This is a genomic window from Cupriavidus sp. 05N39, assembly GCF_056397325.1.
Map to the genome: position 1 here is coordinate 19,231 of NZ_JBFTNE010000041.1, position 24,587 is coordinate 43,817.

The 24,587-nt window shown below is 64.9% G+C and carries 26 protein-coding genes; 17 read left to right on the forward strand and 9 right to left on the reverse strand.

Annotated elements, in window-relative coordinates; translation table 11 throughout:
* Positions 1-107 precede the first annotated feature (107 nt).
* Positions 108-1,040, reverse strand: coding sequence for a double zinc ribbon domain-containing protein (locus tag AC1DN0_RS20240; RefSeq protein WP_477145947.1), 933 nt, complete (start codon positions 1,038-1,040; stop codon positions 108-110).
* Here AC1DN0_RS20240 and AC1DN0_RS20245 point away from each other — a divergent pair.
* From AC1DN0_RS20245 to AC1DN0_RS20280, 8 genes are all read left to right on the forward strand, one after another.
* Complete coding sequence (locus AC1DN0_RS20245) at positions 1,029-1,979, forward strand: methyltransferase domain-containing protein (RefSeq protein WP_441626974.1); 951 nt, start codon at positions 1,029-1,031, stop codon at positions 1,977-1,979. The two genes, AC1DN0_RS20240 and AC1DN0_RS20245, sit on opposite strands and share 12 nt — an antisense overlap.
* 264 nt (positions 1,980-2,243) lie before the next feature.
* The gene (locus tag AC1DN0_RS20250; RefSeq protein WP_441627092.1) at positions 2,244-2,753 is read left to right on the forward strand and encodes a DUF2244 domain-containing protein; all 510 of its coding nucleotides are present in this window, start codon (positions 2,244-2,246) and stop codon (positions 2,751-2,753) included.
* A 58-nt stretch (positions 2,754-2,811) separates the two neighbouring features.
* Positions 2,812-4,077 carry a cytochrome c oxidase subunit II gene (gene coxB, locus AC1DN0_RS20255; RefSeq protein ID WP_441626976.1) on the forward strand — a complete coding sequence of 422 codons (1,266 nt, stop codon included), beginning with the start codon at positions 2,812-2,814 and terminating at the stop codon, positions 4,075-4,077.
* A 23-nt stretch (positions 4,078-4,100) separates the two neighbouring features.
* The gene (ctaD, locus tag AC1DN0_RS20260) at positions 4,101-5,705 is read left to right on the forward strand and encodes a cytochrome c oxidase subunit I (RefSeq protein WP_035861038.1); all 1,605 of its coding nucleotides are present in this window, start codon (positions 4,101-4,103) and stop codon (positions 5,703-5,705) included.
* A gap of 60 nt (positions 5,706-5,765) precedes the next feature.
* The gene (locus AC1DN0_RS20265; protein ID WP_276265928.1) at positions 5,766-5,897 is read left to right on the forward strand and encodes a cytochrome oxidase small assembly protein; all 132 of its coding nucleotides are present in this window, start codon (positions 5,766-5,768) and stop codon (positions 5,895-5,897) included.
* A gap of 17 nt (positions 5,898-5,914) precedes the next feature.
* A complete protein-coding gene (locus tag AC1DN0_RS20270) occupies positions 5,915-6,529 on the forward strand; it encodes a cytochrome c oxidase assembly protein (protein WP_441626978.1) in 615 nt (204 codons plus the stop codon).
* 31 nt (positions 6,530-6,560) lie between these two features.
* The gene (locus AC1DN0_RS20275) at positions 6,561-6,773 is read left to right on the forward strand and encodes a DUF2970 domain-containing protein (RefSeq protein ID WP_035861042.1); all 213 of its coding nucleotides are present in this window, start codon (positions 6,561-6,563) and stop codon (positions 6,771-6,773) included.
* Between the two features lie 130 nt (positions 6,774-6,903).
* On the forward strand, positions 6,904-7,764 hold the full coding sequence (locus AC1DN0_RS20280; protein ID WP_441626980.1) for a cytochrome c oxidase subunit 3: 861 nt from the start codon (positions 6,904-6,906) through the stop codon (positions 7,762-7,764).
* 167 nt (positions 7,765-7,931) lie between these two features.
* Here the strand turns inward: AC1DN0_RS20280 and AC1DN0_RS20285 are convergent, their stop codons facing one another.
* Positions 7,932-8,141, reverse strand: a complete 210-nt coding sequence (locus tag AC1DN0_RS20285; protein WP_035861044.1) for a twin transmembrane helix small protein — start codon at positions 8,139-8,141, stop codon at positions 7,932-7,934.
* Positions 8,142-8,225: 84 nt separating this feature from the next.
* Between AC1DN0_RS20285 and AC1DN0_RS20290 the strand changes: the two genes are divergently transcribed.
* The 5 genes from AC1DN0_RS20290 to AC1DN0_RS20310 all read left to right on the forward strand — a co-directional run bounded on the left by AC1DN0_RS20290 (position 8,226) and on the right by AC1DN0_RS20310 (position 12,580).
* Positions 8,226-8,969: an SURF1 family protein gene (locus AC1DN0_RS20290; protein ID WP_477102596.1), complete on the forward strand. Its 744-nt coding sequence runs from the start codon at positions 8,226-8,228 to the stop codon at positions 8,967-8,969.
* Positions 8,970-9,102: 133 nt separating this feature from the next.
* Complete coding sequence (locus AC1DN0_RS20295) at positions 9,103-9,759, forward strand: SCO family protein (RefSeq protein ID WP_441626984.1); 657 nt, start codon at positions 9,103-9,105, stop codon at positions 9,757-9,759.
* A 7-nt stretch (positions 9,760-9,766) separates the two neighbouring features.
* A complete protein-coding gene (locus AC1DN0_RS20300; protein WP_441626986.1) occupies positions 9,767-10,870 on the forward strand; it encodes a COX15/CtaA family protein in 1,104 nt (367 codons plus the stop codon).
* Positions 10,867-11,802 (forward strand): heme o synthase, encoded by a 936-nt coding sequence (locus AC1DN0_RS20305; RefSeq protein WP_035861055.1) that lies wholly within the window; start codon positions 10,867-10,869, stop codon positions 11,800-11,802. Before AC1DN0_RS20300 ends, AC1DN0_RS20305 begins: the two co-directional genes overlap by 4 nt.
* 148 nt (positions 11,803-11,950) lie before the next feature.
* Positions 11,951-12,580, forward strand: coding sequence for an SCO family protein (locus AC1DN0_RS20310; RefSeq protein ID WP_045241358.1), 630 nt, complete (start codon positions 11,951-11,953; stop codon positions 12,578-12,580).
* A 114-nt stretch (positions 12,581-12,694) separates the two neighbouring features.
* Here AC1DN0_RS20310 and rpoH read toward each other — a convergent pair whose 3' ends face one another.
* Entirely contained in the window at positions 12,695-13,591 is an 897-nt protein-coding gene (rpoH, locus tag AC1DN0_RS20315; protein WP_477145948.1) for an RNA polymerase sigma factor RpoH, read from the reverse strand.
* Between the two features lie 390 nt (positions 13,592-13,981).
* Between rpoH and AC1DN0_RS20320 the strand changes: the two genes are divergently transcribed.
* On the forward strand, positions 13,982-14,857 hold the full coding sequence (locus AC1DN0_RS20320) for a pirin family protein (protein WP_441626989.1): 876 nt from the start codon (positions 13,982-13,984) through the stop codon (positions 14,855-14,857).
* Positions 14,858-14,874: 17 nt separating this feature from the next.
* On the opposite strand, the gene ybiB is transcribed toward AC1DN0_RS20320, so the two are convergent.
* The 5 genes from ybiB to AC1DN0_RS20345 form a co-directional block, all read right to left on the reverse strand.
* Positions 14,875-15,885 carry a DNA-binding protein YbiB gene (ybiB, locus tag AC1DN0_RS20325; RefSeq protein WP_441626991.1) on the reverse strand — a complete coding sequence of 337 codons (1,011 nt, stop codon included), beginning with the start codon at positions 15,883-15,885 and terminating at the stop codon, positions 14,875-14,877.
* A 114-nt stretch (positions 15,886-15,999) separates the two neighbouring features.
* Positions 16,000-16,803, reverse strand: a complete 804-nt coding sequence (locus AC1DN0_RS20330) for an ABC transporter ATP-binding protein (RefSeq protein WP_477145949.1) — start codon at positions 16,801-16,803, stop codon at positions 16,000-16,002.
* 34 nt (positions 16,804-16,837) lie between these two features.
* The gene (gene ntrB / locus AC1DN0_RS20335; protein ID WP_235184883.1) at positions 16,838-17,632 is read right to left on the reverse strand and encodes a nitrate ABC transporter permease; all 795 of its coding nucleotides are present in this window, start codon (positions 17,630-17,632) and stop codon (positions 16,838-16,840) included.
* A gap of 233 nt (positions 17,633-17,865) precedes the next feature.
* Positions 17,866-19,185: a CmpA/NrtA family ABC transporter substrate-binding protein gene (locus AC1DN0_RS20340; RefSeq protein ID WP_045241387.1), complete on the reverse strand. Its 1,320-nt coding sequence runs from the start codon at positions 19,183-19,185 to the stop codon at positions 17,866-17,868.
* Positions 19,186-19,509: 324 nt separating this feature from the next.
* The gene (locus tag AC1DN0_RS20345) at positions 19,510-20,157 is read right to left on the reverse strand and encodes an ANTAR domain-containing response regulator (RefSeq protein WP_045241354.1); all 648 of its coding nucleotides are present in this window, start codon (positions 20,155-20,157) and stop codon (positions 19,510-19,512) included.
* Between the two features lie 210 nt (positions 20,158-20,367).
* Between AC1DN0_RS20345 and AC1DN0_RS20350 the strand changes: the two genes are divergently transcribed.
* A complete protein-coding gene (locus AC1DN0_RS20350) occupies positions 20,368-21,069 on the forward strand; it encodes a fumarylacetoacetate hydrolase family protein (protein ID WP_441626995.1) in 702 nt (233 codons plus the stop codon).
* 4 nt (positions 21,070-21,073) lie between these two features.
* Positions 21,074-21,721 (forward strand): maleylacetoacetate isomerase, encoded by a 648-nt coding sequence (gene maiA, locus AC1DN0_RS20355; RefSeq protein ID WP_441626997.1) that lies wholly within the window; start codon positions 21,074-21,076, stop codon positions 21,719-21,721.
* 81 nt (positions 21,722-21,802) lie between these two features.
* Here maiA and ftsY read toward each other — a convergent pair whose 3' ends face one another.
* Positions 21,803-22,984 (reverse strand): signal recognition particle-docking protein FtsY, encoded by a 1,182-nt coding sequence (ftsY, locus tag AC1DN0_RS20360; RefSeq protein ID WP_441626999.1) that lies wholly within the window; start codon positions 22,982-22,984, stop codon positions 21,803-21,805.
* 60 nt (positions 22,985-23,044) lie between these two features.
* Between ftsY and AC1DN0_RS20365 the strand changes: the two genes are divergently transcribed.
* The gene (locus AC1DN0_RS20365; protein WP_477145950.1) at positions 23,045-24,571 is read left to right on the forward strand and encodes a M16 family metallopeptidase; all 1,527 of its coding nucleotides are present in this window, start codon (positions 23,045-23,047) and stop codon (positions 24,569-24,571) included.
* Positions 24,572-24,587 lie beyond the last annotated feature (16 nt).

Here is a 24,587-nt window from a genome sequence, read left to right on the forward strand (position 1 = left end):
GCCGCAGCCGTGAAACGCTGCGCAGCTTACCCTGCCGGGGGCCGCCTGTCACGCCGGGCAGTGGCGGGGAGGGTCAGCGCGTACTTCACTTGATGGCGGCGCCGGGCCTAGGGTGTGCGCAGCGCCACCAGCAGCGTCACACGCGTTGCGCCGTGAGCCTTCAGGACCCGCGCCGCTTCGCCCAGTGTGGCGCCGCTGGTCATCACATCGTCGACCAGGCCGACATGCAGGCCCGCGACATCGTGCCCGGGGCCGAGGCCGAAGGCGTCTTGCAGGTTGGCCTGCCGCGCGGGCAGGTCCAGCGTGGCCTGCGCCGGGGTATCGCGCAGGCGCGCCAGCAGCGTCGGCGCGGCGCGCACGCCGAGAYGGCGTGCCAGTGGGCGTGCAATTTCCCAGGACTGGTTGAAGCCACGTTGCGCCAGCCGCCGCGGGGACAGCGGAATTGGCGCCAGCACATCGGGCAGAGTCAGTCCGCACGTGGCGGAAGCGGCCTGCCAGCGGCTTGCCAGTTCGCCCGCGAGCCAGTCCGCCAGCGGCAGCACGCCGCCGAATTTCAGAGCCAGCACCGTGCCGTCCTGCGGGCTGGCGTAGTCGCCGAGCGCGAGGGTGGCATCGAAGGGCGGCGGTTCATGGCGGCATTGGCTGCAGATCGGCGCATTGCCCGGCCCCGCGGCGCGCCCCAGGGGGCGGGCGCAGCAGCGGCAGCGCGGCAGCGGCGCCAGCAGCTCCTCCGCGCAGCCGGCGCAGACGGTTTCGTCCTGCACCGTGCCGCACAGCGCACAGGCCGCCGGCAGCAGCGCGCGCATCCAGCGCCGCGCATGCTGGCGCAGTGTGCTGTCGCCGGGGCATGCTGGCAGGTGCAAGGCGGGCGTGGGAGCCGGATGTGATGCCGGGCCGCCGCCGGCAGGCGCGGCGGCGGGCGCGTATACTTGCGGTCCGGTCGCGCTGTCCGCTGGCGCGCGCACCGTTTCCCGGACGGGCGCATCGCTGCGGCCGCCATCCCCATTCTCTTGCCGCCTGGTTTGACCGTGTCCCTGCATGACGCCGACTCCCCCGATGCCTATTTGCCGCCCACGCGGCTGACCCGCCTCGCCTTCGACCGGCGCAGCGCCGGTTTCGGCCAGCTCGATTTCCTGCTGGGCGAGATCGGCCAGCGCATGCAGGAGCGCATGCAGATGATCCGGCTGGCGCCGGCGCGCGCGCTCGACATTGGCTGCGGCCACGGCCGCGGCCTGGCCGCGCTGCGCGCCCAGTATCCGGATGCGCAGATCGCCGGCCTTGATATCTCCGGCGCCATGCTGCGCGAAGCGGCGCAGCGCGATCCCCAGCGCCAGTCCGGGTGGCTGGGGCGCCTGCTCGGCAAGCGCCCCACGTTCGACCTGGTGCAGGGCGATCTTGCCACATTGCCCTTCGCGCCGGCCAGTTTCGACCTGTTGTGGTCCAACCTCGCGCTGCACTGGCATCCCGAGCCGCATCGGGTCTTCCCGGAATGGCACCGGATCACCCGCGACGAAGGCCTTGTGCTGTTCTCGTTGTTCGGGCCCGATACGCTGGCGGAGTTGCGCGCCGCGTTCGCCGAAGTAGATGGCGACACGCATTCCCTGCGTTTCGTCGATATGCACGATATCGGCGACATGCTGGTGCACAGCGGCTGGTCGACGCCCGTGATGGACATGGAAACCCTGACCGTCACCTACGAGTCGCCGCGGACCCTGCTCCGTGAAGTGCAGGCCTTCGGCGGCCTGCGCCTGCCGCCGGTGGCCGGCAAGGGCGGGGGCTTGCGCGGGCGCGCCTGGCTCGACGCGCTGCTGGCCGCGTTCGAGCGGCGGCGCAATGCCGACGGCCTGATCCCGCTCACGTTCGAGATCGTCTACGGTCATGCCTGGAAGCTGGCGCCACGCGGCAAGCAGGCCGTCGACGAGCTGGGACACGCTGTCGTCCCGCTCGACAAGATCGGCCGCGCGCGGCAGCGCAAGTAACGTGGCCGACGCCCTTGCATGCATCGCTCGCGCAGTCAAGCAGGCTTTCGCACGCACCGCGCTGAAGCACAAAAACTTGTCGCGCGCTAGCCCGTTGGTCAAGTGGCGGCCTTGTCCGTGTAGGCGAAGCGCCCTATAATGCGCCAGTTTGTCGCAGTGGTCTCCCTGGCACTATTTGCCCGAAATCGCACCCCAATGGTGCGTCCCAGGCGCAATCGTCCAGGCGTGCATCCGGTCACAGCGGTTGGCGATGCAAGGTTGGCGATGCAAGACTTGGGTATCGCATTCCAGACGGCGCAAGACGAATCCGACGGCAGGTCCGGCGGATCCGGCGCGCCGGACAAAGACTGGCTGATGAAGCGGAATTGCTCGCTGTCTCCACGCCAGGTTGGCTGGTTTTACCTCTCGATCGTCAGCATTTCGCTTGCCATCGCCTTGTTTTTTGCGTGGCGAGGGTCGTGGCTCGTCCTTCCCTTTGCCGGGTTGGAGCTGCTTGGACTGGGCATTGCCCTGCTGGTGCATGGGCGGCACGCGTCGGATTACGAACGCGTCAGCCTGGCCGACGGCAGGCTGGTAGTGGTTTCGGTCAGTGCAGGGCAGCTGACACGGCATGAGTTCAACCCGCTGTGGGTGCGGGTCGAGCTGGATGAATCATTGCGAGCGCTGGTGTTGCTGCGCTCGGGCGGGAGCGCTGTGCGGGTGGGGTGTTTTCTGGACCCGTACAAGCGGCGAAAGTTCGCGCAGGAACTCGTATCGGCTTTGCGTTATCTCTGAGAGGCAGCGAGGGCCCCGCGAGTGACAGATTTGAATCTGTAAATTGGGTAGATAACAAATGAAAATGTGGAAGAAGGCATCCGCAGCGTGTCTGGTGGGCGCGTCCCTGCTCACTGGTCATGCAGCCCTGGCAGTGGAAGACATGCCAGGCGGCCCCGCAGTGCGTCAGCTCAATCTGACCGAGCCGGTCACCAAGATCGCCGAGCAGATTCACTGGCTGAACTGGATGATGCTGATCATGTGCACCGTGATCTTCATCGGCGTTTTCGCGGTGATGTTCTACTCCGTGTTCACGCACCGCAAGTCCAAGGGCGCGAAGTCGGCCTCCTTCCACGAAAGCATCACCGTCGAGGTGATCTGGACCATCATCCCGTTCCTGATCGTCATCGGCATGGCCCTGCCCGCCACCAAGACGGTCGTGGCGATGAAGGACACCACCAATGCCGACATCACCATCAAGGCCACTGGCTACCAGTGGAAGTGGGGCTACGACTACCTGAAGGGCGACGGCGAAGGCATCTCCTTCGTGTCCACCCTGACCACCCCGCGCGAACAGATCAACAACGAGGCCCCCAAGTCGAACACCTACCTGATGGAGGTGGACAACGAGATGGTGGTGCCCGTGAACAAGAAAGTCCGCATGGTGCTGACGGCCAATGACGTCATCCATGCCTGGATGATCCCGGCCTTCGGCGTCAAGCAGGATGCGATCCCCGGCTTCGTGCGCGACACCTGGTTCAAGGCCGAGAAGGTTGGCGTGTACCGTGGCCAGTGCGCCGAGCTGTGCGGCAAGGAACACGCCTTCATGCCCATCGTCGTGCGCGTGGTTTCGGACGCCGACTACGCCAAGTGGGTTGACGGCAAGAAGAAGGAACTCGCCGCCAAGGCCGACGACCCCAACAAGACCTGGACCCTGGAAGAACTCAAGGCCCGTGGCGAGAAGGTCTACACCGCCAACTGCGCGGTCTGCCACCAGCCGAACGGTAAGGGCGGCGGCGCGTTCCCGGCCCTGGACGGCTCCAAGGTCGTCAACGGTCCCGATGCTGGCCAGATGCACATCCTGCTGGAAGGCAAGGGTGCCATGCCGGTCTGGAAGCACCTCTCCGATACTGAACTCGCTGCCGTCATGACCTACACCCGCAACAGCTGGGGTAACAAGACTGGCGAAGTGATTCAACCGAGCGATTTCGTGAACGCCCGTGCCGGCAAGTTCCGCGAAGGCGGTGGCGCACCCGGCGCCAGCGGCGGCGACGCCGCACCGAAGACGGAAGACAAGCCCGCTGCCAAGCAGGCAAGCGCCGCGGGTGACCGCGCGGCAGGCTGAACAGGATTTCAGGAGTTTTCGCGATGAGTACTGCTACCCCGGACGCGCTCGCCCACCCGCACGACCACGCCCACGATGAGCACCACGATCATCCGCACGGCTGGCGCCGCTGGCTGTTCGCCACCAACCACAAGGACATCGGTACGCTGTACCTGCTGTTCTCGTTCACCATGCTGCTGTCTGGCGGCGCGCTGGCACTGCTGATCCGTCTCGAACTGTTCGAGCCGGGCCTGCAGTTCTTCCGCCCGGAACTGTTCAACCAGTTCACCACCATGCACGGCCTGATCATGGTGTTCGGCGCGATCATGCCGGCCTTCGTCGGCTTCGCCAACTGGATGATCCCGCTGCAGATCGGCGCATCCGACATGGCCTTCGCGCGGATGAACAACTTCAGCTTCTGGCTGATGCCCCCGGCGGCCCTGCTGCTGGTGCTGTCGTTCTTCGCACCGGGCGGCGCCACCGCCGCCGGCTGGACCCTGTACGCGCCGCTGTCGGTGCAGATGGGCCCCGGCATGGACATGGCGATTTTCGCCATGCACATCATGGGCGCCTCGTCGATCATGGGTTCGATCAACATCATCGTCACGGTGCTCAATATGCGCGCACCCGGCATGACGCTGATGAAGATGCCGATGTTCTGCTGGACCTGGCTGATCACCGCCTACCTGCTGATTGCCGTGATGCCGGTGCTGGCTGGCGCCATCACCATGGTGCTGACCGACCGTCACTTCGGCACGAGCTTTTTCTCGGCGGCAGGCGGCGGCGACCCGGTGATGTACCAGCACATCTTCTGGTTCTTCGGGCACCCCGAGGTCTACATCATGATCTTGCCGGCCTTCGGGATCGTCTCGCACGTCGTGCCGACCTTTGCCCGCAAGCGGCTGTTCGGCTATAGCTCGATGGTGTACGCGACCGCCTCGATCGCTATCCTGTCGTTCATCGTGTGGGCTCACCACATGTTCACGACCGGCATGCCCGTGACCGGCCAGCTGTTCTTCATGTACGCCACCATGCTGATCGCGGTGCCGACGGCCGTGAAGATCTTCAACTGGATCGCTACCATGTGGCGCGGCTCGATGACCTTCGAGACCCCGATGCTGTTCGCGATCGGCTTCATCTTCGTGTTCACCATCGGTGGTTTCACGGGCCTGATGCCGGCGGTTGCCCCGATCGACATCCAGTTGCAGGACACCTACTTCATCGTGGCGCACTTCCACTACGTGCTGGTGGCGGGCTCGCTGTTCGCGATGTTCTCGGGCTTCTACTACTGGGGTCCGAAGTGGAGCGGTTTCATGTACAACGAAACCCGCGGCCAGATCCACTTCTGGGGCTCGATGATCTTCTTCAACATCACCTTCTTCCCGATGCACTTCCTYGGGCTGGCCGGCATGCCGCGCCGCTATGCCGACTACCCGACGCAGTTCGCGGATTTCAACGCGATTGCTTCGATCGGTGCCCTGGGCTTCGGCCTGATGCAGGTGTATTTCTTCTTCTTCGTCGTGCTGCCGTCCTACCGTGGCGGCAAGGCAGCCGGAGACAAGCCTTGGGATGGCGCCGAGGGCCTGGAATGGACCGTGCCGTCGCCGGCCCCGTTCCACACCTTTGAAGTTCCTCCGCAGGTCAAGTAAGCAACGATGCGCGGAAGGATGGGCACGGCCCGTCCTTCCGCGTCACGCAGGCAAGGTGTTATGCAGGATCCAAACAAAAGTCCATCGCAGGCAGACCGCAAGGCCTCGAATCGTCGTCTCGGCCTGATCCTTTTCTCCATCGTGATGGTTTTCTTTTTGGGTTTCTTCGCCAAGATGATTCTTCTCGGCTGAAGCTGCAGGGTATTGAGATGAGCGTGAGCCAGCAGTCAAACGATGCCACCGACAAGAAGTTCAACCGCGGGATGCTGCTGCGTCTGCTGGTGGTGGTGGCGTTGATGTTCTCGTTTGGCTATGCGCTGGTGCCGCTGTACAAGAAGATCTGTGAGATCACCGGCCTGAACGTGGTGACCACGCGGGATCTGTACGGCGGCCAGGTCAAGAATACACAGGTGGACAAGACCCGCACGATCACGGTCGAGTTCGATTCCAACGCGCGCGGTCCATTTGCCTTCCGTCCGGTCAAGAGCAGCATGGAAGTGCACCCGGGCGAAATGACCACCATCGTCTACGAAGTGGCGAACGGGCAGACGCGCGACATCTCGGCGCAAGCCATCCCGAGCTACCTGCCCAAGCTGGCCACGCAGTATTTCAAGAAGATCGAGTGCTTCTGCTTCAAGGAACAGACGCTGAAGGCGAAGGAAGCACGCGAGATGCCGGTGGTGTTCGTGATCGATCCGGACCTGCCGAAAGACGTGAAGAACATTACGCTGTCCTACACCTTCTTCGAGATCGGTACGCCGGTGGCCCAGGCGCCGCAGGGCCCGCTTGAGGCGCAGCCGGCCGGAGCAGGCAAGGGCATTTGAGTAGCAGGTGAAGTGGTTGTAAGGGGTAGCCGTGGATGAGATGAAGGACGCGGTCAAGCGCAAGCTGTCTTTTGCGCAGACCCTGCGCGCGGTGTTCTGGTCGTTTATCGGCCTGCGCAAGGGTAGCGAGCATGAACGCGACATGGCACAGCTCAATCCGGTCCATGTGATCATCGCCGGCCTGATCGGGGTAGCCATCCTGATCGCCGTGCTGATCACCGTCGTGCGTGTGGTGGTGGGGTAGACAGACTGTCGCGCGCGGGAACGGGCAGGGAGAAGTAAAAGCAGGCAAAAGCATGCCGCCGGCCAGCAGTCGGGGCCGGATGTGCGGATAACGATTACTGAATCAAAGACTCTGAGCTGGAGATAAAAGAATGAGTGCGAATCGCGCAAACGCTCCGTACTACTTCGTACCGGGCCCCTCGCGCCATCCGATCACGGCAAGCTTTGGCTTGTTGCTGACGGCTGGGGGTGCTGCTGGTTGGGTAAACGGGCAGAGCTGGGGGCCGTATGTCTGCATCCTGGGCCTGGTGTGGTTCCTGTTCGTGCTCAAGAGCTGGTTCAGCGAGGCGATCAGCGAGTCCGAAACCGGCAAGTAYGGCAAGAACATCGACCTGTCATTCCGCTGGTCGATGGGCTGGTTCATCTTCTCCGAAGTGATGTTCTTCGCAGCGTTCTTCGGCGCGCTGTTCTATGCCCGCAACATCGCCATGCCGTGGCTGGGCGACCTGAACAACAAGATCCTGTGGCCCGACTTTTCAGCCGTATGGCCTAACTTCGGCCCGGCCGGGGTCGTCGAGTCCTTCCAGACCATGGGCCCGTGGCCGATCCCGACGATCAACACGGCGCTGCTGCTGATGTCCGGCGTGACGCTGACCTGGGCGCACCATGCGCTGCTGGCCAACAAGCGCAGCCAGCTGATCCAGGGCCTGGTGCTCACCATCCTGCTGGGCGCGGTCTTCATGTGCTTCCAGGTGTACGAGTACCACCATGCGTACACGGAACTGAACCTCAAGCTGACCTCGGGCATCTATGGTTCCACGTTCTTCCTGCTGACCGGCTTCCACGGCTTCCACGTGACCATGGGCGCGATCATGCTGACGGTGGTGCTGGTGCGCGTGCTGAAGGGGCATTTCACCCCCGATCATCACTTCGCCTTCGAAGGCGCGGCCTGGTACTGGCACTTCGTCGACGTGGTGTGGCTGTTCCTCTACATCGTGGTGTACTGGCTGTAAGGCACCCGACTGCAGTGCCCGCCGGCGATGCTGGCGGAATCGCCGGGAGAGATCTCCTCCCGGCGAAGAACAACAAAAAACAAGCGCCGCAGGAGTTTAGCCACTGCGGCGCTTGTTTTTTGCAGTTCGAACGCGTGTGGCCAGTCGCGTCGGCCGGCGCGCCAGGCTCAAGGCCCCATGCGAATACCCGTGCTTTGTATCCAGCCCATCCAGTGAGAGAACAGGATGAAGACGAACAGCGCCACGGAAAAGCCGACCCGGAACATCAGAGAGCGCATCATGTTCGGCGTCTTGCCGCGGTCGCGCATCATGAAGAATAGCGCCGAGGCCAGGCTGCCGATGATGAGGATGAACGCGATGATGATGACAATGCGCATGGAGGGCCCGCAAGTGCGGGGTCGGCTAGAGGTAATGTGCCATTATCGCATCGCCGCTCTCGAGGAAGCACTCGGGAGCTGCCCGTGAAGCTTTGGCGCGCGCTGAGCCCGGTTCCCACCATCGCCGCGCTGGTGGTCATTGCCGTCACTTGCGCGCTCGGCAACTGGCAGCTTGACCGTGCCCATGAAAAGCTGGCGCGTGCCGCGCGGCTGGAGGCGCTGGCTGCGCAGCGGCCCCTGGCGGTGGGCAGTGCCCTGGTCGAAGGGCAGGTAGCGGAGCGCCGGGTGCGCGTGCGCGGCCGCTTCGATGCGGCGCATACCGTTTTGCTGGACAATCGCCCACATGGCAACGGCACCGACAGCCGTGCCGGATTCATGGTGCTGACGCCGCTGCGCGTCGTGGCGAACGATCCCGGCGCGCCAGCGGTGCTGGTGCTGCGTGGCTGGCTGCCGCGCGACGCGCAGGACCGTACGCGCATCGCGCCATTCCCGACCGCCGAGGGCGATGTGGAGCTCGATGGCACCGCGCTGGCCGCGGTTCCCAAGGTCTTCAGCCTTGGCCAGGGCGCCAACGCGGAGGCCGGGCAGAAGATCCGACAGAATGTGGATCTTGCTGCATTCGCGAAAGAGCTTGGCGTGCCGCTGCAGCCCTTCGTGCTGGAGCAGCGCACCGATAGCGGCGACGGGCTGGCGCGCGACTGGGCGCCGGCGGATACCGGCGCCGATCGCCATTATGGCTACGCCTTCCAGTGGTTCGGCCTGGCCGCGCTGACGATGGTGCTGCTGGTGGCGTTGAGCTGGCGGCGCGCCGCCCGCATGGCGGCTTGAGAGACATGGTTACGACGGCAGCCGGCGCTTGCCCGCACGCGACAGGATTGCCGGCGCAACAACCAGCGAACCACAGCGGGACGGGGCGGTCAGATGACCGCAGCCGCCTCTAACGACAGACAGACGAAACACTATGCAACAGCCAGATCCCGCTTCCGCCCAGGCCGCCCGCGTCGCGCCGCAAGATTCGCGTATCGACGCCCGCACCCGCCGCGGGCGCATCCAGATGCTGTTGCTGCTGCTGGTGTGCGCTTCGCCTGTGATTGCCTCTTACCTCACTTATTACGTGTTCAAGCCGGCGGGCGGTGCCACCAACTATGGCACGTTGGTCGAGCCGCAGCGCCCGATGCCAGCGATGCAGATCGGCAACGAGCGGGCCGAGACCGTGCCGCTGGATAGCTTCAAGGGCAAGTGGCTGCTGGTCACGGCCGATGGCGCCGCCTGTGACGAGGCTTGTGCCAAGAAGCTGTTCACCATCCGCCAGATCCGTGCGGGGCAGGGACAGGACCGCGAGCGCATCGTGCCGGTATGGCTGATCAGCGACGATGGCCCGATCGATCCGCGCCTGTCGGCCGCCTACAACGAGCCCTATGCCGGTGTGCGCTTCCTGCGCGCCAATCGCGAAACCATGCAGAAATGGTTGCCGGCCGAGCAGGGTGGGCGGATCGAGGACACGCTATTCCTGGTCGATCCGCTGGGCAACCTGATGATGCACTTCCCCAGGGATCCGGACCCCAAGAAGATGAGTTCCGATCTGAAGAAGCTGCTCAAGTACTCTCGCATCGGGTGAGGCGCGCATGCTGCTCCAACTCGCCATCATCGGCGTCCTGATCGCGCTGTTCCCGCTCAGCTATGTGCTGGTCAAAGGGGATCGCAACAAGTACCGCAAGCTGGTGTGGATCACCGCCTTCCTGACGCTGGACCTGATCATGTTCGGCAGTTTCACGCGGCTGACGGATTCCGGCCTTGGCTGCCCGGACTGGCCGGGCTGCTACGGCCACTCCAATCCGCATGCCGCGCAGGAGCATATCCGTGCGGCCGAAACCGCCTTGCCCAGCGGGCCCGTGACCATCACCAAGGCGTGGATCGAGATGATCCACCGCTACTTCGCCATGGCGGTCGGCGTGCTGATCATCACGCTGATGGTGCTGGCCTGGGTCAAGCGGCGCGAACTCAGGCAGTCGCCCTGGTTCGCCACCGGCGTGCTGCTGCTGGTGTGCGTGCAGGGCGCGTTTGGCGCCTTTACGGTGACGCTCAAGCTTCAGCCCATCATCGTGGTCACGCACCTGATGTTGGGCATGGGCCTGCTCGCGGCATTGATCTGGCTGGGTTCGCGCAGCGACCCGCCGCTGGCGATCGCGCCGCAAGCGGGCGCGCTGCGCTGGCCGGCACGCATTGCGCTGGCCCTGCTGGTCATCCAGATCTTCCTGGGCGGCTGGGTGAGCACCAATTACGCGGTGCTGGCCTGCACCGACTTTCCGCTGTGTAACGGCCAGTTGGTGCCGGACATGGACTTCCGCCACGGCTTCACCCTGTGGCGCCAGCTCGGCATGACAGCCGACGGCGACTACATTCCACACTCGGCCCTGGTGGCGATCCACTGGGTGCATCGTGGTTTTGCCTTCGTCGTGCTGGCTTTCCTGGCCTGGTTCGGCCTGCGGGCGCGCCGCTTTGGCGGCCTCGCCCACAGCGCCGGCTGGCTGCTGGGCGTGCTCGCGCTGCAACTGGCTACCGGCCTTTCGAACATCGTGTTCGACTGGCCGCTGGGCGCCGCGGTGGCGCATAACGGCGGCGCGGCGCTCTTGCTGCTGCTATTGGTTCGTCTCAATTACAATATAGGGCTCGCGGCCCGGTCCGCGAACATTGCTACGGACGTGCCGGCTGCCGCGCGCGCCACATGAAAGACAAGAACTCGCCAGTGGTTACTGCTACCCACACACATCCCCTCGGACGGGTTCGCCACCTGGTCCGCCAATACGCCGCCCTTACCAAGCCCCGTGTGACGCAGCTTGCCGTCTTCTGCGCCATCATAGGCATGTTCCTGGCCACGCCGGGCATGGTGCCCTGGCCGGTGCTGATCGGGGGCGCCGCCGGTATCTGGCTGCTGGCGGGTGCCGCTTTCGCCATCAACTGCCTGGTGGAGCAAAAGGTCGACGCGCTGATGCGCCGCACCGCATGGCGCCCCTCCGCCACCGGCGAGATCACAACTATCCAGACCCTGGTGTTCTCGGCGGTGCTGGGCGGCGCGGGGATGTGGCTGCTGCACGTTTATACCAACGACCTGACCATGTGGCTGACGGTTGCCACCTTCGTCGGCTATGCCGTGGTGTACACGATCCTGCTCAAGCCGGCCACGCCGCAGAATATCGTGATCGGCGGCCTGTCCGGCGCCATGCCGCCGGCGCTTGGCTGGGCGGCTGTCGCTGGCGAACTGCCGGCCGAAGCCTGGTTCCTGGTGCTGATCATCTTCACGTGGACCCCGCCGCACTTCTGGGCCCTGGCCCTGTATCGCCGCGCCGACTACGCCAAGTCCGGCTTGCCGATGCTGCCGGTGACGCACGGCGAGCGCTTCACGCTGCTGCACATCCTGCTGTACACGCTGATCATGATTGCGGCCACGCTGCTGCCATTCGTGTACGGGATGTGCGGTTACATTTACCTGGCGGCGGCGCTGATCCTGGGGGGCGGTTTCCTCGCATACTCCTGGAAGATGTACCGCAACTATTCCGACGCACTGGCGCAGCGGACTTTCCGTTTCTCTATCCTTTACCTCTCGCTGCTGTTCGCCGCGCTGCTGGTCGATCACTACTTCAAGTTCCTGCCGCAAGGCTGAGCGGCCGGACGGCGGCTTGCGACATCTTGTCGCGGCCTGAGCGCGCGGCGGCCCCAATCGGCGATACTGCTTCACATCTGTTAATGTGACCTTGCCGCGCCCGGCCGATTGCCGGGCGGTCCTGGCTCGCCAAACCACCCGAACCCGCATGCCGAACCGCTTCCCTCCGGGCTTCCTGCCCACTTTCGCCACCTTCCGCCGGTTGTGCCTGCTGGCGTTGTGCTCGCTGCTGCTTGCTGCATGCGGCCAGCAGCGCGCGTCATTCAAGAACGTCGATATCACCGGCGGCAGTGAATTCGGCAAGGACTTCGTCCTCACCGATCACAACGGCAAGGTGCGCTCGATCGCGGACTTCAAGGGCAAGGCGGTGGTGATGTTTTTCGGCTATACGCATTGTCCCGACGTGTGCCCGACCACCATGGCGGAGTTGAAGGCGGTCATGGAGCAACTGGGGCCGGATGCCGACAAGGTGCAGGTGCTCTTTGTCACGGTCGATCCCGAACGCGATACGCAGGCGCTGCTGGCGCAATACGTGCCGGCCTTCGATCCGCGCTTCCTGGGTATGCGCCCGGCCGACGACGCCGCGCTGCAGAAGGTCGCCAAGGACTTCAAGGTGTTCTACGCCAAGGTGCCAGGCACATCGCCGTCCAACTACACCATGGACCACTCGGCGGGCAGCTATGTGTTCGACCCCAGCGGGAAGCTGCGGCTGTTCATTCGCCATGGCCAGGGACCGGAGCCAATTGCGCACGACATCAAGCAACTGCTTGCTTCCTGAGGGGCGTGGCCGGTGTAACCGGTAGACAAAATGAAACAGGGCCGGTCGCGAGACCGGCCCTGTTGCTTTCGGGAAAAGGGCGGGGGTGAAATGCCCGCCGCCGCCCGGCGTGCCTCAGGCAAATGCCTGCAGCGCTCCCTTCATCTTCTTCATCGCCGCGGTTTCGATCTGACGGATACGTTCGGCCGAGACGCCGAATTCGTCAGCCAGTTCGTGCAGCGTGGAACCGCCGGACCCGTCGTCGTTGACCTGCAGCCAGCGCGCTTCGATGATGCGGCGGCTGCGGTCGTCGAGCTTGGACAGCGCTTCCTCCAGGCCTTGCACCTGCATGCGGTCGTGGCGCTGGGCCTCGATCACGCGGGTGGGTTCGTTGTGGTTGTCGGCCAGGTAGGCGATGGGAGCGAATTCCTCTTCGCCGTCGTCGATCTGGCCTTCCAGCGCCAGGTCACCACCAGACAGGCGGGTTTCCATCTCCATCACTTCTTCCGGCTTGACGTTCAGCTCGCGCGCAACCGCGTCGATCTGTTCCGGGGTGAAGGTATGGGCACCCTGCTTGTGGCTGCGCAAGTTGAAGAACAGCTTGCGCTGGGCCTTGGTGGTAGCCACCTTGACCATGCGCCAGTTCTTCAGCACGTATTCGTGGATCTCGGCCTTGATCCAATGCATCGCATACGACACCAGGCGCACGCCCWKGTCCGGGTCGAAGCGCTTCACSGCCTTCATCARGCCGATRTTGCCTTCCTGGATSAGGTCCGCATGGGGCAGGCCGTAGCCGAGGTACTGGCGGGCGATGGACACCACCAGGCGCAGGTGCGACAGCACCATGCGGCGCGCAGCGTCAACGGAGTCATGCTCGCGCAGCTCGCGCGCGAGCCRCTGCTCTTCCTCGGGGGTGAGCAGGGGAATACGGTGGACAGCCTGGATATAGCTGTCCAGATTTCCCAGCGTTCCGGGAAGCGTCAGCGCAAACGTGCCAGTACCTTGGGGCACCGTGGGCAGACGGTTGGTCATTTGGGTTTGGTCAGCAGATAGGACCGCGTTCACTCGATTGCTCCTTTTGCATCCGGCGGGTGGGTTGCCCGCGTACGCCAACCCATGGGGGCTACGCACTGCATTGCAACACATATTAGCACTCAAGCCGAGTGGACTGCTAAGTTGGAGTAGTTATAGGGTTGATAGTTCCGGATAATCGAAATCTGTTTTTACATAGCGTTTCCTGCGAGGAGCTTTGCGTGATGTGGCGTGGCCACTATCTCATGCGAGCCCTCGAACGATCCGACATGGATTAGAGGGACCACGCGCCCTTCGGTTCTATCGCCAAATGAGATGCAGTGTTTCTACAGCGGCTACACTCTTTTCATTTGCGCAATCCGCAAGCATCGACCGAACCGGGGAGAATTCATGTCTGCTATCGAACACTTGCTCAAGCCGCACACGCGTGACCTTGGCGACTTTGCCGTCAGCCGGCTGCTACCCGCGGCGGCAACGCAGACCGTCGGGCCGTTTATTTTCTTCGACCATATGGGACCCGTGGCGATGCCTCCGGGGGAAGGTGCGGACGTGCGTCCGCATCCACATATTGGGCTGGCGACCGTCACTTACCTGTTCGAAGGCGAGATCCTTCACCACGACAGCCTTGGCAGCAAGCAGGTGATCAGGCCGGGCGACGTGAACTGGATGACGGCGGGAAAGGGCATCGCGCACTCGGAACGCTCGCCGCAGGCCGCCCGCGATGCCGGGCCGCGCTTGCATGGCATACAGACCTGGGTGGCGTTGCCAAAGGAGTTCGAAAACGTCGAACCGTCCTTCCATCATCACCCCGCTGCAACGCTGCCCAAGCTGGAGCGCCCCGGGGTACGGATGACGGTGATCGCCGGAGATGCCTTTGGCGCGGAGGCTCCCGTGAAGGTGTTCAGCCGCACGCTCTATGTGGCCATCGAACTGGATGCGGGTGCCAGCCTGGAGATTCCGCCGGAGCATGCCGAACGTGGCATCTATCCGGTGGACGGCAGCGTTGCGCTGGATGGCGAAATATTGCCGGAACGCCATTTGGCGGTGTTGGTGCCTGGCGTGCCAGTGACGCTGACCGCGCAGGCGCCTTCGCGCGTGATGCTGCTAGGCGGCGATCCGACGGACGGGCACCGCTTTATCTTCTGGAATTTCGTCGCCAGCAGCAAGGAAGCGATCGAGGCGGCCTCCCAGCGCTGGGAGGATGACCAGTTCCCGCGCGTGCCCGGCGAGGACGATCGCATCCCGCTGCCGCAGCGCAAGCGCTGAAAGCGCCCGGGCCTGCCTCAGACCGGGCTGGCCCAGGTCACGCGCGTTCCCTGTTGCAGGCAGTCGCGGATTGCCTCGATCTGCGTAGCGATCGGAGCCGGGACGGGTGCCTTGCCGTCCAGCACGAGGCGGATCCAGGCCGCAGTCTGGTCCACGTCGCTGCCGGGTGGCAATTCCGGCACTTCGGTGATGGAGCCCGCGGTGGGATCGACCAGTGTGCGCTGATGTCCGTCGTGTAGCCAGTCGATGCGGCTGCCGCGCCGCGCATCGGCCACCACTTCGCCTTCGGTGCCGCGCGCCAGCAGCACATTGGCCGGCTCACGGGAGAAGTAGTCAGTCAGCGTTTCCCGGTACTCGGGATGGGTGTAGCTGTACAGGCGCAGCGCTTCCGCCGGGGAGTGGGTGCCGACCGGCTGGAGCATCTTGACCACCGTGTGCGCGGAGTTGCGCAAGCCGATCTGCATGCGCCTGTCGAGCATGGCGGCCAGCGCCGGCGACAGCACGTCGATCGGCAGCACCGCCAGCGGGCCCGGCTGGCTGTCCTTGCTGCGAAGCTGGGCTTCGGCCTGCGCCACGGAACTGCACGGGGCGATGCCCAGCGCCTCGAATAGCGAGAGGCTGGTCACGCGCCCGTTGAACTGGCGGCTGCCGTGCACCAGCACGGGAATGCCCTCGCGCGCCAGCAGCAGGGCCAGCAGCGGTACCAGGTTGGGCTGCTTGCGCGCGCCGTTGTAGCTTGGGATGGTCACAACAATGCGGTCCGGCGGCGCCGCCAGCGGCAGGCAGTGCGCGTGCGCGGCATCGAGCATGCCGGCCAACTCGTGCGGGGCTTCGCCCTTGATGCGATAGGCCATCAGCACCGCGCCCAGCTCGATATCGGCCACGCGGCCGGCCAGCATGGCATCGAACAAGGCCTGCGCGTCCTCGCGCGGCAGCGCGCGGGCGCCGTTGACGCCCCGGCCGATTTCCTTGATGTACTTCGCCGCGGCGAAAGTCGGGGCGGAGGGCGTGGCAGGCGTGGTGGTCATGGCGGGCTGGGGCGATGTGGTTTGAGGTTCATGATAGCGGAGCGGACGGGCCGTGCCCATCGCATTGGCCAATGCCGGCCTGCCATGCCGCCGCGCCCGCTTGCCGGCGTCCGCTCAGGCGGCTTCCTTCAGCGCCGGATTGCGCTGCTTGCGATACAGGAAGTCCAGCACCGCGGTCCGGCACGCGTGATAGTTCTTGTCGTCGGCCAGCGCCATGCGCTCGCGCGGCCGTGGCAGGTCCACCTTCAGCACTTCGCCGATCGTGGCGGCCGGGCCGTTGGTCATCATGACGATGCGGTCGGCCAGCATCACCGCTTCGTCCACATCATGGGTCACCATCACCACCGTGCTGCGGGTCTTGGCCACGATCTTGATSAGTTCGTCCTGCARGTGCGCGCGGGTSAGCGCATCCAGCGCGCCGAATGGCTCRTCCATCAGCAGCAYCTTGGGCTCCATCGCGAGCGCCCGCGCGATGCCCACGCGCTGCTTCATGCCGCCCGAGATTTCCTGCGGATACTTGGATTCGGCATGGGTGAGCCCGACCATGGCCAGCGTGTCGTGGGTGCGCGCCTTCAGTTGCGCCTTGGTTTCGCTGCCGCCGAACACGCGTTCCACGCCAAGGTAGACGTTTTCGAAGCAGGTCAGCCAGGGCAGCAGCGAGTGGTTCTGGAACACCACCGCCCGATCCGGGCCGGGCCCGGCGATCTCGCGCTCGGCGCAGATCAGTGCGCCGGCGCTGGGACGGTCCAGTCCGGCCAGCAGGTTGAGCAAGGTGGACTTGCCGCAGCCGGAGTGGCCGATCAGCGTGATGAACTCGCCGCTGGCGATGGACAGGTTGACATCGCGCAGGGCGACGAACGGCCCCTTCTTGGTCTTGAAGGTCTGCCCGACGTTTTCGATACGGACGAACTTTTCCATGAGGTTCTCCTTGGCGCTGCGCGCGGTAGCCGTCTTAGTTGCCGTAGCTGAAACGCTTCGCCAGGCTCAGCAATGCGTATTCGAGCAGCAGCCCGACCACGCCGATGATGAAGATCGCGATGACGATGTGCTCCACCTTCAGGTTGTTCCACTCGTCCCACAGCCAGAAGCCGATGCCGGTGCCACCGGTCAGCATCTCCGCGGCCACGATCACCAGCCAGGCCGTGCCGATCGACAGCCGCACGCCGGTCAGCATGTAAGGCAGGACGGCCGGCAGCAGCACGCGTGTGAACACCTTCCACTCCGACAGGTCGAGCACGCGCGCGACATTCAGGTAATCCTGCGGCACGCGCGTCACGCCCACCGCGGTGTTGATCACCATCGGCCAGATCGAGCAGATGAAGATGGCCCATATCGCCGCCGGGTTGGCAGACTTGAACAGCAGCAGCCCGATCGGCAGCCATGCCAGCGGCGAGACCGGGCGCAGCAGGCTGATGATGGGCGCCATCATGGCGTTGAGAAAAGCGAAGCGGCCCAGCGCGAAGCCGGCCGGGATGCCGATCAGCGCCGCCAGCCCGAAGCCTGCCGCGACCCGTGCCAGCGACGCCAGCACGTTCCAGCCGATGCCCTGGTCATTGGGGCCGTTGCGGTAGAAGGGGTCGGCAAACAAGGGCACGGCGGCATGCCAGGTAGCGGCCGGCGTGGGGATGGCGGGGATCATCGTGGCGATACCGTGCCAGACCAGCAGGAACAGCGCAAAGCCGGCAACAGGCGGCATCAGCTTCAGCACGATGGCCGCGAAGGCATCGCGCCGTGCCGCACTGCGCAGAGCGCGTTCATGAGCCCGCTGGTCGCCAGGCGCGGCGAGATCGGCGGGGCTGCCGCTGTCTGCGGGCGCGGCTTGGGTGCCGGCATGGGCGGCCGGCTGGGCAAGTGCATTCACGTCAGGCTCCTTCAGGGGCCGGCGTGTCGCCACGCCGGCGTTCAAGCGGCAATCAAATCGAAATCACTCGGCAGGCGAACGGTGCGGCCGGCGCGATATCAGGCGAAATCGCGCAGGGCTCAGGCCTTGATCTTGAAGCCGTCGGCGTAGGCCTTCGGATCCTTGCTGGCATCCCACACCACGCCGTCCAGCAGCTTCGCGGTACGGAAGTCGCTCTTGGGTACTGGCACCTGCGCGGCCGCGGCACCTTGCTTGTAGACGTCGATGCGGTTGACCTTCTTCGCCACCGCCAGGTAGTCGGGGTGGTCCTTGAGCAAGCCCCAGCGCTTGTGCTGCGTGAGGAACCACATGCCGTCGGAGAGGAAGGGATAGTTGGTGCTGCCGTCCTGGTAGAACTTCATCGAGTCGGGATCGTCCCAGGTCTTGCCCAGGCCATTGCTGTAGCGGCCAAGCATGCGGTCCAGGATGATGTCCATATCCGTGTTGACATAGGACTTGGCGGCAATCGTTTCCGCGGTCTTGCGGCGGTTGGAGGCCGAGGCATCGATGTACTTCGATGCCTCCAGCACGGCGGCAACCATGGCGCGGGCCGTATTGGGGTACTTCTGCACGAACTCGGCGGTGGTGCCCAGGGTCTTTTCGGGGTGATCCTTCCAGATCGCCTGCGTGGTCTCGGCGGTAAAGCCGATCTTGTCGGCGATTGCGCGCGCGCCCCAGGGCTCGCCCACGCAGAATCCGTCCATRTTCCCCACGCGCATATTGGCCACCATCTGCGGCGGCGGCACGGTGATGGCCTTGGCGTCCTGCATCGGGTTGATGCCGTTGGCGGCCAGCCAGTAGTACAGCCACATCGCGTGGGTGCCAGTGGGGAAGGTCTGGGCGAAGGTGTAATCGCGCTTTTCCCTGGCCATCAGCGCTTTCAGGCTGGCACCGTCCTTGACGCCTTTTTCCGCCAGTTTGGACGACAGCGTGATGGCCTGGCCATTGTGGTTCAGGTTCATCAGCACGGCCATGTCTTTCTTGGGCCCGCCGATGCCGAGCTGCACGCCGTAGATCAGGCCGTACAGCACGTGTGCCGCATCGAGTTCGCCGTTGACCAGCTTGTCGCGCACGCCGGCCCAGGAGGCTTCCTTGGTGGGCGTGATCTTGATGCCGTATTTCTTGTCGAAGCCGAGCGTGCCGGCCATCACTACCGAAGCGCAGTCCGTCAGCGGGATAAAGCCGATCCGCACTTCCGGCTTTTCCGGCGCATCCGAGCCGGCTGCCCAGGCTCCGGCGCGCACGAGCGGGTCGACCAGCGTGATCACGCTGGCGCCGGCGATGGTGGCCAGGGCGCGGCGGCGGCCGCTGCTGGCGGGTACCGCATCGGCGCCGGCGGCGCTGGCGTCGGTGGCAACCGCGGCGTGCAGCGGCTTGGCAATCTTCAGGCGAGAGGGCATTCCACGGCTCCAAATGAAAAGCGTCCTGAACCGCGCCGCTTTCGCCAAGAATGCGGGGCAGTTCAGGACGCCGTTGTCCCGTGATGCGGCGCGGCCGTCGTTGGCGGCGCACATCGGTTTGTGATCGGCCGTCGTTGGCCGATGTCTGGATTACGCAAGCCGCGTGCCAAGCTTGTTATGCAGGGTGCAGTCAATATTCGCGCGAACGCGGTGACGCCCTGGCCCGAAGGGGCAGGGCGGCGGGCGGTACCGGTGCGCGGGCGGTAGGGCGGCAGCGCCATCCTTGTGCATTGCACCAAGCGCGTGCGGGGCGTCGCCCGCGCCTTAACTCATTACATCGATGACGCGCCGTGCCGCTTCGACGAGCTTGATGCCACGCTCCATGGCCATGCTGCGCAGCCGCTTATAAGCCTCTTCCTCGCTCATGCCGCGCTCTTTCATCAGCAGGCCCTTGGCGCGTTCGACTTCCTTGCGCTCGGCCAGCTGCAGGCGTGTGGCATCCAGCTCGGCGCGCAACTCCTGATCCAGTTCGAAGCGCGCATACGCCACGTCGAGCACGGTCTTCACGCGATCGGCGCGCAGCCCGTCGACGATGTAGGCGGTAATGCCTGCCGTCAGCGCGGCCTTGATGCGCTGGGCGTCGTCGTTGTCCGTAAAGAGCACGATGGGGCGCGGCGCGTGCTGGGTGGAGACGCATACGTGCTCGACTGTATCGCGCGCCGCCGATTCCGAGGCGATGATGATCAGGTCCGGCTGCCGCGCGGCGATCGCGTCGGGGAGCCGCAGGTCGGCGTCCACCGTCTCGATGTCGGTGAAGCCCGCCGACACCAGCCCGGCATGGATCGTCTCGACGTTGAGCGGGTCGGCGTCGTGGGGATCGCGCACCAGCAGGATGCGCAGCGTGCGCGAACCCGCGGCGGAGGCGGGCGCGGGACTCGTCGGACTGGGAGGGGCTGGGGGGCGTCGGTTCATGGCGTCACTTGGGATCTCTCGTGCCATGCAAGATTCGCGCCGAGATGCTTCTAATTGTATTGCGGGGTTTCCCGGATTCAATGGTTTGCCGGCATACGCGGCGGGAACCGCCGGTGTATGCTATTGCCCTGCTGCGCGGCGGGGCGTCTGCTGGCGACGCCGCATGCCGGTGCGTAGCCTAAAACACAGTGCACAAGTCTGGAGAGAAGGATGACCGAATTCGTATTTGCCCCGCCGGCGCCCAACGGCGTGCCCGTGCGCGGCAGCAGCGCTCAGTTCCCGGTGCGCCGGGTTTACTGCGTGGGCCGCAATTATGCCGCGCATGCGCGTGAAATGGGTTCGGATCCCGACCGCGAGCCGCCGTTCTTCTTCTGCAAGCCCGCCGACGCGGTGAGCTACGTGGCCGACGGCAGCGAAGGCACCTTCCCCTATCCGCAGGGCACYGGCAACTGCCACTATGAAGTGGAACTGGTCGTCGCCATCGGCAAGGGCGGCAAGGACATCGCCGAGGCGGACGCCGCCAGCCACGTGTTCGGCTATGCCCTCGGCCTCGACATGACGCGCCGCGACTTGCAGAACGAATCCAAGAAAACCGGCCGCCCATGGGAAACCGGCAAGGCCTTCGACAAGTCCGCCCCCATCGGCCCGATTGTGCCGGTGTCCGCCATCGGCCATCCGGAGAAGGGCGCGGTGACGCTGTCCGTCAATGGCGTCGAGAAGCAGCGCGGCGATCTTTCGGACCTGATCTGGTCGGTGCCCGAGATGGTGTCTTATCTCTCCAGGCTGTTTGAGCTGCAGCCCGGCGACCTGATCTATAGCGGCACGCCAGAAGGCGTGGGCCCGGTGGTGAAGGGCGACATCATGCAGTGCAAGATCGAAGGCGTGGGCGAACTGACCGTCAAGGTGGTCTGAGCCTATGTTCAAGCTCTACAGCTACTTTCGCAGCTCGGCGTCGTACCGGGTGCGCATCGCGCTGCGGCTCAAGGGCCTGCCTTATGAGTATGTGCCGGTGCATCTGTTGCGCGACGGCGGCCAGCAACTGCTGCCGGCCTACCGCTCGCTCAATCCCGATGCGCTGGTGCCGACCCTGGTCGACGATGACCAGGTATTGATCCAGTCGGTGGCGATGGTCGAGTACCTCGACGAGACGCATCCCGAGCCGCCCTTGCTGCCGGGCACCGCGCTGGATCGTGCCTACATTCGCGCGGTGGCGCTTGAGGTCGCGTGCGAAATTCATCCGCTGAACAACCTGCGCGTGCTGAAGTACCTCAAGCACACGCTGGGCGTGGCGGAGGAAGCCAAGGACGCCTGGTACCGCCACTGGGTCGAACTGGGTTTCGAGTCGGTGAATACCAACCTGGTGCGCTCGGGCAAGGCAGGGCGTTTCTGCTTCGGCGATACGCCGACGCTGGCCGATATCTGCCTGGTGCCGCAGGTGTTCAACGCGCAGCGTTTCAATATCGATGTTGGCCGCTATCCGGCGATTGCCAAGGTGTTCGAGTCTTGCATGGCGCTGCCCGCGTTCCAGCAGGCCGAGCCCAAGGCGCAGCCGGACGCCGAGTAAGCCTGGCGCGCAGGTCCGGCGCTGGCAGGCGTAAAGAAAAAGCCCCGCAAGCAGTTGCGGGGCTTTTCGTTGCCGCCGCGTTCAGCCCAGCAGCGCTTCGGCAAATTCATCGGCATTGAAGGGCTGGAGGTCTTCGACCTTTTCGCCCACGCCGATGAAGTAGACCGGCACCGGCCGCTGGCGCGCGATCGCGGCCAGGATGCCGCCCTTGGCGGTGCCGTCGAGCTTGGTCACGATCAGCCCGGTCAGCCCCAGCGCATCGTCGAAGGCCTTGACCTGGGACAGCGCGTTCTGGCCCGTATTGGCATCGATCACCAGCAGCGACTCGTGGGGCGCGGTCGGCATCGCCTTGGCGATGACGCGCTTGACCTTCTTCAGCTCCTCCATCAGATGCAACTGCGTGGGCAGGCGGCCCGCGGTATCGGCCATCACGATATCGATGCCGCGTGCGCGCGCCGCGTTGACCGCGTCGAAGATCACCGCGGCCGGGTCGCCGCTCTCCTGCGAGACCACGGTCACATTGTTGCGCTCGCCCCAGATCGTCAATTGCTCGCGCGCGGCGGCGCGGAAGGTGTCGCCGGCCGCCAGCAGCACGGACTGGTGATAGCTCTGGAAGTGCTTGCACAGCTTGCCGATGCTGGTGGTCTTGCCGGCGCCGTTGACACCGGCGATCATCATCACCATCGGTTGCTCGCGGCCCAGCACCATGGTTTTCTCGAGCGGGCGCAGCAGGTCGGCCAGCAGTTCGCGCAGTGCGATCTTGACGCCCTCGGAGGTCTCGATGCGTTCGTTCTTGACGCGGCGGCGCAGCGCGCTCAGCAGGTGTTCGGTTGCCTCGACGCCCGTGTCCGCCATGATCAGGGCCGTTTCCAGCTCCTCGAACAGGTCTTCGTCCACCTTGACGCCGACAAACAGCGTGCCCAGGTTGCGGCTGGTTTTGGACAGGCCGGTGCGCAGGCGCTGCATCCAGCCGCGCTTGGCCTCGGCGGTGGCGGCCGGTGGCGGTGTCAGGACCATATCCCCGATAGCGGCATGGGCAGGCGGGACGACGGGTGAGAAAACCGGTTGGGCGGCCGGCGCGCTGACGGCCGGCGCGTGCGCTGACGGGGCTGGAGGGGCGGCGGCCGGGCCGGGTACAGCAGCGGGAACCGGGGCTGACGCACCGGCGGGCGCTGGTGCGGGCGCTGCAACGGGCGCGGGGACCTGCGCCTCGGGTGGCGCGCTGGCCGGTTCGGCCTTGCGCTTCTTCCAGAAACTAAACATTGGGAAAGGGGTCAATACCCCGGTAGAATCAATCGCCAAAATTCTAGCAGACGGGGTCGCATGAACCATTGTGCTGTCAGGTCCAGGTCGGGCGCCGCCCGTACCGCATCGCCTCTTGCCGGCGCCGGCGCTATTCGCCCGGCCGCTTTCTCCCGGCGCCTTATTCCCACCCTCCTGTTGATCGCCATGCCCTGGTTCGGCGCCGCTTACGCGCAGACCGGCGTGGTGGCGCCGCCGCTGTCCACCGGACAGGCCGCCGCGTCCCAAAACGCCGCGGCGGAGGYCAATACCACCGAATTCAAGCTGTCCAACGGCATGCGGGTCATCGTCAAGGAAGATCACCGCGCGCCCACCGTAGCACACCAGATCTGGTACCGCGCGGGCGGCATCGACGAGGTSAGCGGCACCACKGGCGTGGCGCACATGCTTGAACACATGATGTTCAAGGGTACACCAAAGGTCGGGCCGGGGGAGTTTTCCAAGCAGATAGCGGCGTTGGGTGGGCGCGAGAACGCACTGACCAACCGCGACTTCACCCTGTACTACCAGCAGATCAGCAAACAGTATCTGCCCAGGATGATGGAGCTCGAGGCCGACCGCATGGCCAATCTCATCATCAAGAAGGATGAGTTCGAGCGGGAGATGAAGGTCGTGATGGAAGAGCGGCGCCTGCGCACCGACGACTCCGCGCGCGGCACCGTCTACGAGCAGTTGCTGGCCACCGTGTTCACGGCGGCGCCCTACCGCCATCCCGTGATCGGCTGGCCGGCTGACCTCGTCAACATGCGCGTCGAGGACGTGCAGGCCTGGTACAAGAACTGGTACGTGCCCGACAACGCCCTGCTCGTCGTTACCGGCGACGTCACGGCGGCCGAGGTCAGGACGCTTGCTGAACGCATCTACGGCAAGCTCAAGGCGCGTCCCCTGCCGTTGCGCAAGGACCAGCTGGAGCCGGTGCAGAAGGGCATCAAGCGGATCTGGGTCAAGGCTCCCGCGGAGAACCCGTACATCGTGATGGCGTACAAGGTGCCGCGCCTGCACGATGTCGAGAAGGACGTCGATCCCTACGCGCTGGAGGTCCTGTCGGCCGTGCTGAACGGCTACGACAATGCCCGCCTGACGCGAGACCTGGTGCGCGAGCGCCGCATTGCCGACGACGTCAACGTGGGCTACGACAGCATCAATCGCGGCGAGTCCATCATGGTGCTCGATGGCACGCCGGCCAATGGCCACACCACCGAGGAGATCGAGCGCGCGCTGCGCGACGAGATCGCCCGCATCGCCCGCGAAGGGGTTTCGCCTGAAGAACTCAAGCGCGTCAAGGCGCAGGTCGTGGCGGCGCAGATCTACAAGCGCGACTCGGTGTTCGGCCAGGGCATGGAAATCGGCGTGGCCGAGATTTCAGGCATTTCCTGGCGCAAGCTCGACCGCATGCTGGAGAAGGTCAAGGAAGTCACGCCTGCGCAGGTGCAAGCGGTGGCCGGCAAGTACTTCAACGACGATAACCTGACCGTGGCGACCCTGCTGCCGCAACCCATCGACCCGAACAAGCCAAAGGCACCGGTTGACGCCGGCTCGCTCCGCTAAAGCCTTTCAGAGGACC